Here is a 12,143-nt window from a genome sequence, read left to right as displayed (position 1 = left end):
TCAAGCGACAAGCGACAAGCGACAAGCGACAAGCGACAAGCGACAAGCGACAAGCGACAAGCGACAAGCGACAAGCGACAAGCGAAATGATGCGCGCGATTGGCTGTTGCGATGCAAGCGCCACGTTGGCGACAGGGAAGCGACAAACCCAACAGACCGTCATCCCCGCGAAGGCGGGGATCCAGAGCCGGGTCGTTGCAACCCGGCCTCGCAAAAAAGCCGGAGCGCGCAGCGCGCGCCGAACCTCACGCCTGTTCGGCGTCGGACTCCACCGCCGCGCGCGCGCGCTTGAGCGCGATCAGCGCCGAGGTATCCGACTCGCCATGCCCACGCTCGATCAACTCGGCGTAATCCGCCGCGGCCTGATCGATGGTGTTGGTGCGGATGCCGCTGTCGCGCGCGATGCCCTGGACGATGCGCAGGTCCTTGAGCATGTGCTGACACTTGAAGCCCGGCGCGAAGTCGTCGCGCAGCATGGTCGCGCCGCGCTTGTCCAGGAACCAGTTGCTGGCCGCGCCGGCCATCAGCGTCGGCAGCAGGCGCTCGGGCTCCAGGCCGAGCTTTTCGCCCAGCGCCAGACCCTCGCACACCGCTTCGTTGATGCCGGCGACCAGAATCTGGTTGATCGCCTTGGTCGCCTGTCCGGCGCCGGTACCGCCCATGTGGGTGATGCGCGCAGCGTAACTGTCGAGGACTTCGCGCACGCGCTCGAGCTGCGCTTCATCGCCGCCGACCATGATCGACAGCTTGCCGTTGCGCGCGCCCTCGGCGCCGCCGGACACCGGCGCGTCGAGGAAACCGATGTTGTGCGTGGCCAGCATCGCCGCCGAACGGCGCGCGGTTTCCAGCGAGACGGTGGAGTGGTCGACCACGATCGCGCCGGGCTTGAGCACCTCGGCCAGGGCGGCAACGTTTTCGAGCACGTCCGCGTCCAGCGACACGCACAGGATCACCAGGTCGCAATCGGCGAAATTCGCCGGCGAACGCGCCGCGCGCACGTCCAGTTCCGACGCCAGCGCGTCGGCCTTGGATTGCGTGCGGTTGCCCACCGCGGTCAACACGCCCTTGCCGTGCACGTAACGCGCCATCGGCGCGCCCATGGCTCCCAGACCGATCACCCCTACTTTCATTTCAACCTTCTGCCCGTTCGGGCGCTTGATGTTGCAAAAACCGTGATCCGGCACGACCGAGCGCTTAGCCCGGCCATCGTGCCATGCGGCAGCGCCTTGTTGCTGCGACCGATCTCATATGGGTACACGCGAACACCTCCACGTATACGAAACCGCGACCCCTATCTGCCTGAACGCGCGAACATCGGCGCGGTGAAGCCGACGCGACGGCCGTTCAGGTCAGCCATTCGTACACGTCGATCCGCGACGAACCCGTGATGTGCAGCGGGTCGCCGAACGCGAGCACGCGGGCCTCGTCCAGGTCGGCCGCGCGCAGCACATAGGCGCCGCCGCTCTTGTCGGAAAAGCCGCCGGCCAGCTCCAGCCGGCCCTGCTCGCGCAGGCCGTCGAGGAAGTCGCGATGCGGGCCGATCTGCTCGCTGTCGAACTGCGGCAGGCGCATGGCCATGACCAAGTAACGATTCATCGTCTCGTACCCGCTCAAGCCAAGGGTGCATCGCTGAGGTAGGTGTAACCGGTCAAGCCGGTTTCCAGCGCCTCGTCCAACCGCGCGGCTTCGTCGGCCGGCAGATCCGCCGCCGCGACCTTGCTGCGATACGCCTCGCGCAGGTCGGCCAGCTTGTAGCCGACGTAGTCGAGCATGACGTCGGTGGTATCGCCGCGGCGCTGTTGCGCCAGGCGATAGCCATCGCCGTCGACCCGCACTTCTACCGCGTCGGTGTCGCCGAACAGGTTGTGGATGTCGCCGAGGATTTCCTGATACGCGCCGACCAGGAAAAAGCCCAGCCGATAGCTTTCGCCCGGCTTGAGCGCATGCAGCGGCAGCGAGCTGTCCAGGCCTTCGTTCTCGACATAGGTGTCGACCTTGCCGTCCGAATCGCAGGTCAGGTCGGCGATCACGCCGCGCCGGTCCGGCCGTTCGTTCAAGCGCTCGATCGGCGCGATCGGGAACACCTGGTCGATCGCCCACACGTCCGGCATCGATTCGAACACGCTGAAATTGACGAAGTACTTGTCGACCAGGCGCTCGTTGAGTTCGTCGAGCAGATCGCGATGGCTCTTCTCGCCCACGTCCAGGCGCGCGCGCACCGCATGCGCGATGGCGTAGAACAGATCGTCGATGCGCGCGCGGTGGGTCAGGTCGATCTGGCCGAGCGCGTACAGCGACAGGCCTTCGCCGTGATGGTGCTGGGCTTCATGGAACAGCTCCACCGCCGGACGCAGGTCGAGCTCGTCGTGGATCTCGCGCAGATGGCGGATCACCGCCGGCTCGTCGTCGTGCGACGGCGGCACCCGGCCTTCGGGCGCTTCCTCGATTTCCGAGACGTTGGCGACCAACACCGCATGGTGCGCGGTCATCGCACGGCCGCATTCGGTGACGATGCGCGGCGGGGTCAGGCCGTATTCCTGACACGCCTCGGCCAACGGCTGGACGATGTTCGACGCATATTGATTGACGCCGTAGTTGATCGAGCAATAGCTGCGCGAACGGGTGCCTTCGTAATCGATGCCCAGGCCGCCGCCGACGTCCATGTAGCGCACGTTGGCGCCGAGCTTGGACAGTTCGATGAAATAGCGGGTGGCCTCACGCATGCCGTTGGCGATGTCGCGCACATTGGAGATCTGCGAGCCCATGTGGAAATGCAGCAGGCCCAAGCAATCCTGCAGGCCGCTGTCGCGCAACTGCTTCCACAAGTCCAGCACCTGGCGCGGGCTCAGGCCGAACTTGGCCTTGTCGCCGCCGCTGTTCTGCCACTTGCCGGCGCCGAGCGAGGCCAGCCGCATGCGCACGCCCAGGCCCGGCTTCACGCCGAGCGCCTTGGCTTCCTCGAACACCAGCTGCAGTTCGGAGGGCTTCTCGACGACGATGTAGGTTTCCATGCCGAGCTTGCGGCCGATCAGGGCCAGGCGGATGTACTCGCGGTCTTTGTAGCCGTTGCAGACGATCAGCCCGCCCGGCCGACTCAGCGCCAGCACCGCCATCAGCTCGGGCTTGCTGCCCGCTTCCAGGCCGAAGCCTTCGCCGGCGTGCGAGGCCAGGGTGCCGGCCACGCCGTGGTGCTGGTTGACCTTGATCGGATAGACCGCGGTGTAGCCGCCGGCGTAATCCCAGTCGCGCATGGCCTGGTCGAACGCGCCCTGCAGCGCGCCCAGGCGGTCGCCGAGGATGTCGGGGAAGCGCACCAGCATCGGCAGCTTGGCGCCCTGCGCGCGCGCGGCGTCGACGACTTCGGGCAGGGCCACGGTCGGGCCGCGCTCGCCGCGCGGCTTGACCACGATGCGGCCGGCGCCGTCGATGTCGAAGTAACCCTCGGACCAATGCGGGATCGAATAGGTCTTGCGGGCCTGATCGAGCGACCAGTCGGACATCGGCGGGCTTTCCAGAAAACCATGGGGAACACGCATTCTACAGGCCGCGTCCGGCGCGGGGGCCTCCAGCGCGATCCGGGACCGGGCACAGGCGGCCAAGTCGGCAAAATCCACGCCAGGGCGGGCCGTTCGCGACGAACGTTCATGCAGGTTCGCTACAATCCGCGCCCCAAGCCCGGCTCGCGCCGGGCGCCGGCCCGGCGACCGGTCCGACGGCCACCGCCGCGACCCGCCGGGACCTTCGCAATTCCCGCCCCAGCCCAGGAAGCAAGCGCATGACGACCGAACCGACGTGGCATTACGAAAACTTCGAGCCGACAGGCTCGTCCATCGGCTATCGGATCACCCGCAAGCTCGATGAAGTGCAGTCGCCGTTCCAGAAGATCGAGATCTACGAGACGACCGATTGGGGCAACCTGATGCTGATCGACGGCGCGGTCATGCTGACCACCCGCGACAACTTCCTGTATCACGAGATGATGTCGCACCCGGCGCTGTTCACCCATGCCGCGCCGAAGAACGTGGTCATCATCGGCGGCGGCGACTGCGGCACCCTGCGCGAAGTGCTCAAGCACGACGGCGTCGCCGAGGCGGTGCAGTGCGACATCGACGAGCAGGTCACCCGCATGGCCGAGAAGTGGTTCCCGGAGCTGTGCGACCGCAATAACGATCCGCGCGCGCAGTTGCTGTTCGACGACGGCATCGCCTACATGGCCAACCGCCCGGCCGGCAGCGTCGACATCATCATCGTCGACTCGACCGATCCGGTCGGTCCGGCCGAGGGCCTGTTCAACAAGGCCTTCTACGAAAGCTGCTTCCGCGCGCTGCGCGAGGACGGCATCCTGGTCCAGCAGTCCGAGTCGCCGCTGATGCTGCTCAAGCTGATCCAGGAAATGCGTACCGAGATGGGCAAGGCCGGCTTCCAGTCGTTCAAGACCCTGCCGTTCCCGCAGCCGTGCTACCCGACCGGCTGGTGGAGCTGCACCCTGGCGCGCAAGAGCGCCGGCAGTTTCGAATTCCGCGAAGCCGACGCCAAGGCCAAGACCTTCGACAGCAAGTACTACAACGCCGGCATTCACCACGGCGCGCTGTCGACCCCGGCGTTCGTGGCGCAGGCGCTGGGCGAATAAACCCTCCAGCATCCTGGCAACACAAAAAAGCCCCGCACTCGCGGGGCTTTTTCGTAGTACCCCTGCAGGAGCTGCGCAAGCTGCGACCGCGGCACCGCACGCCCGACGCAAGCGTGGTGTCGCGGTCGCAGCTTGCGCAGCTCCTACAGGGAGAATCCGAAATACTTCGCTAACCTGCGGCAAGCGGCCTCGGGGCAATGCCCCTCGGCCGCCGCAACCGCGCCGCCGTCAGCGGAACGCCGCCACCGCCGCCGCGCGCTCGCGCATGACCCGTTCGTTGTCGCGGGTGCTGGTGCCCAGCGGCCGGCTCACGCCGCCGGACACATAGCTTTGGTCGATGGTCGAGAAATAGCCGATGCGCGGCTGCGGATTCGAGTTGACCGCCATGATCGTGCGGAAATTGCCGGTGGTATTGACGTATCCGTGACCGAACGAGAACGGTGTGGTGGTCGGATCGTTGTCGTGACGCGCGCCAAACAGGTGCGCCGCCTCATGCACGAAGGTGAAGGTGCTGCAGGAATGGTTCTGCACGAAGAAACCGTTGGCCGCGGTCGCGCCGATCGAATACGCCTGCCCGCACAGCAGTCCGCCGCTGCTGCTCACCAGTCCGTCGCGCACGACCAGGGTCACCAGATCGGCGCCGGTGCTGTTGCGCTCGGTGGTCGAATAGGCGTCGTACCAGCCGTCGGTGGTGCCGCGGATGCGCGACAGCAGAGTCCCGGAATTGTCGGTCGACTGCGCCTGGGTGGTGAAGCGGACCCCGGCGCTTTCGAACCGCAGCGCCAGGGCGTTGTTGGTGAACGCGGTATTCGACTGGGCGATGAAGAACGCGGCGCGATCGTTCGCCGAATTCTGCCCGCCCAGTTCGGCCACGGCTTCCGGGGTGTAGACCTGCAGGACGCGGACGATCGAGTCGGCGAGCAACGCGCCCGCCGCCGGACGCGCGGCGAGCGCGGGGCCGCGATCGGTCTGCGGCGCCAGATCGACCTGGGCGGGCGTATCGTCCGCGCCCTCCAGGCTCGCCGGATCGCGCTTGACCAGGTATTGCCGCGCGCCGTCCTCCGAGGTCAGGACCTCGTACACCTCGCCGGTCGCGGCGACGATCTGTCCGGTGACGCGCTCGCCGCGCACGACGAACAGCGCCGTCGACGGCGGCTGGCCGCCGAGCTTGAGCTGGCCGCCGGGAAGCAGGCGGTCGGCGCCGGACCAGATCACATCGCCGTTGGCGTTGCGATAGGACTTCGCCAGGCGCATATGCAGACGCGCGCCCTCCGGCATGCTCAGCATCAATTCGCGCTGCCCGCCAACCAGGACCTTGCGGTCGATCGATACCGACGCGGCCCATTGCGCGGTCTTGTCGCGCACCATGTTGCTGACGCTCGCGGGCGCCGCGGCCTTCGACGGCTGCGCCTGAAACAGTTCCGGCACCGCGGCCGATTGCGCGTCGGCGATGTTGACCGCGGCGGCGACCAGACCGGCGATGGATAGTGCCAAGATTGCCTTCTGCATGTGATTCTCCCCGTAAGCGCTGCGACATCAAGAGTGATGGCGGGCGACCGCGGCCGCCCGGTGGCGTTCATCGCCGGTTCGCCGGCCGCCGCGCGCGATGACGCGATCGCGGAAGACTTCGAGCGAAGCTGAAGAACGGACTTGAGCTTGCACGCAAGTGCACGAACGCAGCGGGCCGGGCAAGCGGCGCATTCCCCGTTCAAACGCGATACGAATCACATATCGGCATATCGGTGACGCGATGCGGACGCGACATGCAAGCGGCGGCGGCGGAGCGCAGCCGCATGCGCCGGACGCGATCTCGCCGGCATCGCGGCGTTCGTGGCCGAAGCGCCTGGCACGCAAGAAAAAACCCGGCGATCGGCGGGGTTTTTCGTTATCCGGCGGCAGCAGGGGCGCAAGCTGTGAGTGCGTACTCATAACCATTGCGCGCGGGTTGTGCCGAAGGCACGCGTCGCGCCTTCGGCGATCGCCGCACCTCGCGCAGCTCAGCCGATCGCAGTAAACAATTTCGCCGCACCGACATTGAGCGCATAGCCGCCGATCGTCAGCACACCGAACAGAATCGCCGCCAGCAGCATCGGCTTCGCCCCGGCCTGCTTGATCGCGCCGACATGCGTGCGCAGACCCAACGCGGCCATCGCCATCGCCAGCATCACCGTGTCGATCTGCACGATCGCGGCCTTCCACGCCGCCGGCAACAGATGCAGCGAATTGAACCCGCTGACCACCACGAACAGCAACGCGAACCACGGGATAACGATCTTCGCCTTGCCCGCGGCGCCCTCGCCGCCCGCGCCGATACGCGAGGACAGGATCAGCAGGAACGGCGCCAGCAGCATGACCCGCAGCATTTTCTCGATCACCGCGGCTGAGGCGGCCGACTCGCCGATCGCGCGGCCGGCGACCACGACCTGGGCGACTTCGTGGATGGTCGAGCCGGCATACACGCCATACGCGTGCTCGCTCATTCCCAGATACGGATACAGCCACGGGTACACGAACATCCCGAGCGTCCCGAACACCACCACGGTCGCGACCGCGACCGACACCTTGTGCGCCTGTCCGCGCACCACCGGCTCGGTGGCCATGACCGCGGCCGCGCCGCAGATCGCGCTGCCAGCGCCGATCAGCATCGAGGTTTCGCGGTCGAGCTTGAGCCAGCGCGTGCCGATCCAGGTCGCCAGGCCGAACACCGTCGCCACCATCACCACGTCGATCGCCAGCCCGGCCCAGCCGACCCCGGCGATTTCCTGAAAGGTGACGCGAAAGCCGTACAGGACGATGCCGGCGCGCAGCAGCGTGCTCTTGCAGAAGTCCACGCCAGGACCGGCCTGCGCGGCGACGGCCGGGAACACCGTGTTGCCGACCGCGATGCCGAGCACGATGGCCAGGGTCAACGCGCTCAGGCCAAAGGATTGCAGCGCCGGCAGCGAGGCCAGCCCCATCGCCACGGCGGCGATCGCGGCCGCCAGACCCAGCCCCGGCCAGAACCCGCGCTGCCGGTGGGCACCCTGCGGGGCGGCGGCGGGAACGGTCGAAGTCGGATTCAGGGCGGACACGGCGGTGGACTCGGTGAGGAAGCGGCGCCAAGGTAGGCCCGCCCCCTCGGGGAGTCCAATACATATAATTCAACTATCCATGAGGTGAGCTCATAGCATGAACCTGCACCTGCTGCGCGTGTTCCTGACCGTGGTCGAGCAGCAAGGCTTCTCGCGCGCGGCCGAAAGCCTGTTCGTCAGCCAGTCGGCGGTGTCCAAGGCGGTGCGCGAACTCGAGCTGCAGCTGGACCTGCCGCTGATCGAGCGCACCGGCAGCGACGGCAAGGCCGTGCGCGGCATCCAGCTGACCGACCACGGCCGCGCCGTGTTCGAACATGCGCGCGCGATCTTCGCCCTGGAACGGATCGCGGTCGAGGACGTGCGCGACCGGGTCGAACTGCGCCAAGGCCGGCTGCGCATCGGCGCCAGCACCACCATCGCCGCGTACTGGCTGCCGCAGCAACTGGGCCCGTTCGTGCGCCGCCATCCCACCCTGGCGACCGAACTGGTGGTCGGCAATACCGAACAGATCCGTCATGCGGTGATCGATTGCACGGTCGATATCGGCTTCGTCGAAGGCTCGGTCGACGACCCGCGCATCGAGGCGACGCTGTGGCGCAGCGAACCGCTGCGGCTGATCGCCGCGACCGACAATACAGTGGGCACCAAACGTCGCGCCTCGATCGCCGAACTGAGCCGGCAGACCTGGCTGCTGCGCGAACACGGCTCGGGCACGCGCCAGGTCGCGCAGTCGCTGTTCGCCGCGCGCGGCATCGAACCGGCGCGGGTGATCGAGATCGGCAGCAACGAAGCGATCGCGCGCGCCGTGGTCGCCGGCGCCGGCATCGCCCTGCTGCCGGCGACCGTGGTCGCCGACCTGATCACCATGCAGCGCGTGCGCGCGGTCGCGCTGGGCGACGACGACGGCCTGACCCGGCCGCTGTATCGGTTGGAATTGCGTAATCGGCCGCGCGCGCCGGCGTTGCAGGCGTTCTTGCGGGCTGAAGACTAAGGGCGAGAAACGAGTGGAGAAAAGTGAGGAACGAGTCTAGGAGCGAATATTCGTAACGGTCGGGCGCGACGCCCCCACTCGTTGCTCACTCCTCTGAACTCTTTCCTCGCTCAAAGCGCGCCGCCATCCAGCTCGCCGGTACGAAGCTGCCGGCGACCGTGGTCGCCGACCTGATCACCATGCAGCGCGTGCGTGCGGTCGCGCTGGGCGACGACGACGGCCTGACCCGGCCGCTGTACCGGTTGGAACTGCGCAATCGGCCGCGCGCGCCGGCGTTGCAGGCGTTCTTGCGGGCTGAAGACTAAGGGCGAGAAACGAGTGGAGAGGAGTGAGGAACGAGTCCAGGAGCGAAGCTGCGCAGCGGTCGGGCGTGGCGCCTCGACTCGTTCCTCACTCCTCTGAACTCGTTTCTCGCCTTAACGAGTGGAGAAAAGTGAGGAACGAGTCTAGGAGCGAATATTCGTAACGGTCGGGCGCGACGCCCCCACTCGTTGCTCACTCCTCTGAACTCTTTCCTCGCTCAAAGCGCGTCCCCATCCAACTCGCCGGTACGAATACGCACGGCGCGCTCCAGGTCCCAGACAAAGATCTTGCCGTCGCCGATCTTGCCGGTGCCGGCGGCTTTCATGATCGCTTCGACCACGGTGTCGACCTGATCGTCGGTGATCGCCACTTCCAGCTTGATCTTGGGCAGGAAGTCGACCACGTACTCGGCGCCGCGATACAACTCGGTATGCCCCTTCTGGCGGCCGAAGCCCTTGACCTCGGTGGCGGTGATGCCGGCCACGCCGGCCTCGGCCAGCGCCTCGCGCACATCGTCGAGCTTGAACGGCTTGATCACCGCCATGACCATCTTCATTCGTCTGTCTCCGCGCCACCGATTCGAGTCGCGCGCAGGATAGCGCGCCACCGCCGCCGCGACCTAGCCGGCGACTCAAGCGCGGCGGCCGCCGTACCGTCCGTCCGGTAGCGTTCACACCGCCTGCGCGTCCGGCGTTGGACGATCATGTAACGCCGTCCGAAGACCTGAACGCGTGCAGGCCGCAGTGCTTGCAGCGCCGGTCGAGGGCGTGATGTAGTGACCGCGTCATCCACTTCGGACTTTTCCGACAGCCCGCCACGGCCCCAGCCGACGGCGCGGTCCCGGTCCGGCGGTCAAGCTGACCCCAACACCGGAGGAGCTTCTCTACATGATCGACCTGAACACCATCGACGACCTCGCCCGTCGCCTCAGCTCGCTGGTCCCCTCGGGCCTGCGCGAAGGCCGCGAGGAAATGCAACAGAACTTCAAGTCCGTGTTGCAGACCGGGTTGTCCAAGCTCGACTTGGTCACCCGCGAGGAATTCGAAGTCCAACGCGCCGTGCTGCTGCGCACGCGCGAGAAGCTCGACGAACTGCAACGCGCGGTCGCCGAGCTGGAAGCGCAGCTCGATCGCGCCGACACGCCCCAGCACTGATCCCGCCACCATGAATCTGGCACTCGTGCACAGCCGTGCGCGATCGGGCGTGCGTGCGCCCGCGGTGCGGGTCGAGGTGCATCTGGCGGGAGGTTTGCCGAGCATGTCGATCGTCGGCCTGCCCGAGGCGGCGGTGCGCGAAGCCAAGGACCGGGTGCGCGCGGCGATCCAGTGCGCGCAGTTCGAATTCCCGCAGCGGCGCATCACCGTCAATCTGGCCCCGGCCGATCTGCCGAAGGACGGCGGCCGCTACGACCTGGCGATCGCGCTCGGCATCCTCGCCGCGAGCGGGCAGATTCCGCTCGACGCCTTGAACGGTTGCGAGTTCCTCGGCGAACTCGGCCTCACCGGCGAACTGCGCGCGATCGACGGCGTGTTGCCGGCGGCGCTGGCCGCGGCCGACGCCGGGCACCGGCTCGTAGTGCCGGCCGGCAACGGCGCCGAAGCCGCGCTCGCCGGCCGGGTCGAAGCGCGCACCGGCCGCACCTTGCTGGAAGTGTGCGCGATGCTCAGCGGACAGAAGTCCCTGCCCGAGGCGATTGCCCTGCCGCTGGTGCGTGTCGCCGGGCCGGACATGCTCGACGTGCGCGGTCAGGCGCAGGCGCGGCGCGCGCTCGAAATCGCCGCGGCCGGCGGCCACCATCTGTTGCTGATCGGCCCGCCCGGCTGCGGCAAGACCTTGTTGGCCTCGCGCCTGCCCGGCCTGTTGCCCGAGGCCAGCGAAGCCGAAGCGCTGGAAACCGCGGCGATCGCCTCGGTCAGCGGCGGCGCGCACGGGCGCGGGCTCGATCCGGCGCGCTGGCGCGAGCGCCCGTTCCGATCGCCGCACCACACCGCCAGCGCGGTCGCCCTGGTCGGCGGCGGCGCCGACCCGCGCCCCGGCGAAATTTCCCTGGCTCACCAGGGCGTGCTGTTTCTCGACGAATTGCCCGAGTGGGAACGGCGCGCGCTGGAAGTGCTGCGCGAACCGCTGGAGTCGGGCGTGGTGACGGTGTCGCGTGCGGCGCGCAGCGCCGAATTCCCGGCGCGGTTCCAGTTGGTCGCGGCGATGAACCCCTGCCCCTGCGGTTGGGCCGGCGATAGCAGCGGCCGCTGCCGTTGCGCCGGCGATGCGATCCGCCGCTATCGCGCGCGCATCTCCGGCCCCTTGCTCGATCGCATCGACCTGCACATCGAAGTGCCGCGCCTGCCGCCCTCGCACCTGCGCCCGGATCAGCCCGGCGGCGAATGCTCCGAGGCGATCCGCGCGCGCGTCGTGCTGGCGCGGCAACGGCAGCACGCGCGCAGCGGCCGCATCAACGCCCAGCTCAGTCAGGCCGAGACCACCGCGACCTGTCGCCTGCACGAACGCGATCACGAGCTGCTCGAACGCGCGGTCGAAAGCCTGCAACTGTCGGCGCGCTCGATGCACCGGATCCTGCGCGTGGCCCGCACCATCGCCGACCTCGCCGGCAGCGAAGCGATCGCCACCGCGCATCTAACCGAGGCGATCGGTTATCGGCGCGCCGATCGCAGCACGGCTTCTATACCGTGAGCTATGCAAGTCGTCGCCGATGTCACCGCATCGGGTACCGCTGTCGAATATCCGTTCTCACAACTGAGGCGACGCTGGCCTAGCCGATAAAAACAGCAGGGCTGATGATGCCATTCGGGCAATTCGATTTCACCGACAAATGGCATGGCAACCGATCCAGTGAATTTAGCGCTCGTCGCAACGCCCTCATCATCGACACCGCAGGTCACCGCAACCGCTGTATGGAAGGCTATCTGGGAAAGTGGGGCCTCCCCCCCACAAACGGAAAACATGAATTCGGCCAACCGGGAACGGAACGCATCAGTAAAAAAGCTCTGCGGCGATAAGAAGTTCGGCCTATCGGACGAAAAATCCAAGCAGCTACAACGGACTGGCGCCATGCGCGGCGGCCGACAGGAAGTCCCGCAAGAATAAATAGCAGACACTGCCCGGCTCGGATATAACAGACTCACTGATACAC

Annotated in this window: 11 protein-coding genes; 5 read left to right on the top strand and 6 right to left on the bottom strand. The window is 67.2% G+C overall.

What is annotated here, in order from left to right:
- Positions 1–245: 245 nt before the first annotated feature.
- From AC3A4T_RS17660 to speA, 3 genes are all read right to left on the bottom strand, one after another.
- Complete coding sequence (locus tag AC3A4T_RS17660; protein ID WP_487676551.1) at positions 246–1,130, bottom strand: NAD(P)-dependent oxidoreductase; 885 nt, start codon at positions 1,128–1,130, stop codon at positions 246–248.
- A 214-nt stretch (positions 1,131–1,344) separates the two neighbouring features.
- On the bottom strand, positions 1,345–1,596 hold the full coding sequence (locus tag AC3A4T_RS17655) for a YciI family protein (RefSeq protein ID WP_487676550.1): 252 nt from the start codon (positions 1,594–1,596) through the stop codon (positions 1,345–1,347).
- 14 nt (positions 1,597–1,610) lie between these two features.
- Positions 1,611–3,500 (bottom strand): arginine decarboxylase, encoded by a 1,890-nt coding sequence (gene speA / locus AC3A4T_RS17650; RefSeq protein WP_056113564.1) that lies wholly within the window; start codon positions 3,498–3,500, stop codon positions 1,611–1,613.
- A gap of 275 nt (positions 3,501–3,775) precedes the next feature.
- Between speA and speE the strand changes: the two genes are divergently transcribed.
- Positions 3,776–4,630 carry a polyamine aminopropyltransferase gene (gene speE / locus AC3A4T_RS17645; protein ID WP_487676549.1) on the top strand — a complete coding sequence of 285 codons (855 nt, stop codon included), beginning with the start codon at positions 3,776–3,778 and terminating at the stop codon, positions 4,628–4,630.
- 228 nt (positions 4,631–4,858) lie between these two features.
- Here the strand turns inward: speE and AC3A4T_RS17640 are convergent, their stop codons facing one another.
- On the bottom strand, positions 4,859–6,139 hold the full coding sequence (locus AC3A4T_RS17640) for a M12 family metallo-peptidase (RefSeq protein WP_487676548.1): 1,281 nt from the start codon (positions 6,137–6,139) through the stop codon (positions 4,859–4,861).
- Between the two features lie 488 nt (positions 6,140–6,627).
- A complete protein-coding gene (locus tag AC3A4T_RS17635; RefSeq protein WP_487676578.1) occupies positions 6,628–7,692 on the bottom strand; it encodes a YeiH family protein in 1,065 nt (354 codons plus the stop codon).
- Positions 7,693–7,798: 106 nt separating this feature from the next.
- Between AC3A4T_RS17635 and AC3A4T_RS17630 the strand changes: the two genes are divergently transcribed.
- A complete protein-coding gene (locus AC3A4T_RS17630; RefSeq protein ID WP_487676547.1) occupies positions 7,799–8,692 on the top strand; it encodes a LysR substrate-binding domain-containing protein in 894 nt (297 codons plus the stop codon).
- Positions 8,693–8,850: 158 nt separating this feature from the next.
- A complete protein-coding gene (locus tag AC3A4T_RS17625; RefSeq protein WP_487676546.1) occupies positions 8,851–8,997 on the top strand; it encodes a hypothetical protein in 147 nt (48 codons plus the stop codon).
- Positions 8,998–9,212: 215 nt separating this feature from the next.
- Here the strand turns inward: AC3A4T_RS17625 and AC3A4T_RS17620 are convergent, their stop codons facing one another.
- Positions 9,213–9,551: a P-II family nitrogen regulator gene (locus AC3A4T_RS17620; protein WP_036114992.1), complete on the bottom strand. Its 339-nt coding sequence runs from the start codon at positions 9,549–9,551 to the stop codon at positions 9,213–9,215.
- 331 nt (positions 9,552–9,882) lie between these two features.
- Between AC3A4T_RS17620 and ubiK the strand changes: the two genes are divergently transcribed.
- Both ubiK and AC3A4T_RS17610 read left to right on the top strand, forming a co-directional pair.
- Positions 9,883–10,149 (top strand): ubiquinone biosynthesis accessory factor UbiK, encoded by a 267-nt coding sequence (gene ubiK, locus AC3A4T_RS17615; protein WP_036114994.1) that lies wholly within the window; start codon positions 9,883–9,885, stop codon positions 10,147–10,149.
- Positions 10,150–10,159: 10 nt separating this feature from the next.
- Positions 10,160–11,683, top strand: a complete 1,524-nt coding sequence (locus AC3A4T_RS17610; protein WP_487676545.1) for a YifB family Mg chelatase-like AAA ATPase — start codon at positions 10,160–10,162, stop codon at positions 11,681–11,683.
- The last annotated feature ends 460 nt before the right edge of the window (positions 11,684–12,143 follow it).

It is taken from the genome of Lysobacter sp. Soil_N_51, from assembly GCF_057655755.1.
The sequence above is the reverse complement of the archived record's forward strand: the minus strand, read 5'-3'. Positions and strand labels throughout refer to the sequence as shown.

Excerpts from the sequence above, each read along its gene's own strand:
- AC3A4T_RS17660 (WP_487676551.1), bottom strand. The coding sequence starts at position 1,130 with ATGAAAGTAGGGGTGATCGGTCTGGGAGCCATGGGCGCGCCGATGGCG.
- AC3A4T_RS17655 (WP_487676550.1), bottom strand. The coding sequence starts at position 1,596 with ATGAATCGTTACTTGGTCATGGCCATGCGCCTGCCGCAGTTCGACAGC.
- speA (WP_056113564.1), bottom strand. The coding sequence starts at position 3,500 with ATGTCCGACTGGTCGCTCGATCAGGCCCGCAAGACCTATTCGATCCCG.
- speE (WP_487676549.1), top strand. The coding sequence starts at position 3,776 with ATGACGACCGAACCGACGTGGCATTACGAAAACTTCGAGCCGACAGGC.
- AC3A4T_RS17640 (WP_487676548.1), bottom strand. The coding sequence starts at position 6,139 with ATGCAGAAGGCAATCTTGGCACTATCCATCGCCGGTCTGGTCGCCGCC.
- AC3A4T_RS17630 (WP_487676547.1), top strand. The coding sequence starts at position 7,799 with ATGAACCTGCACCTGCTGCGCGTGTTCCTGACCGTGGTCGAGCAGCAA.
- AC3A4T_RS17620 (WP_036114992.1), bottom strand. The coding sequence starts at position 9,551 with ATGAAGATGGTCATGGCGGTGATCAAGCCGTTCAAGCTCGACGATGTG.
- ubiK (WP_036114994.1), top strand. The coding sequence starts at position 9,883 with ATGATCGACCTGAACACCATCGACGACCTCGCCCGTCGCCTCAGCTCG.
- AC3A4T_RS17610 (WP_487676545.1), top strand. The coding sequence starts at position 10,160 with ATGAATCTGGCACTCGTGCACAGCCGTGCGCGATCGGGCGTGCGTGCG.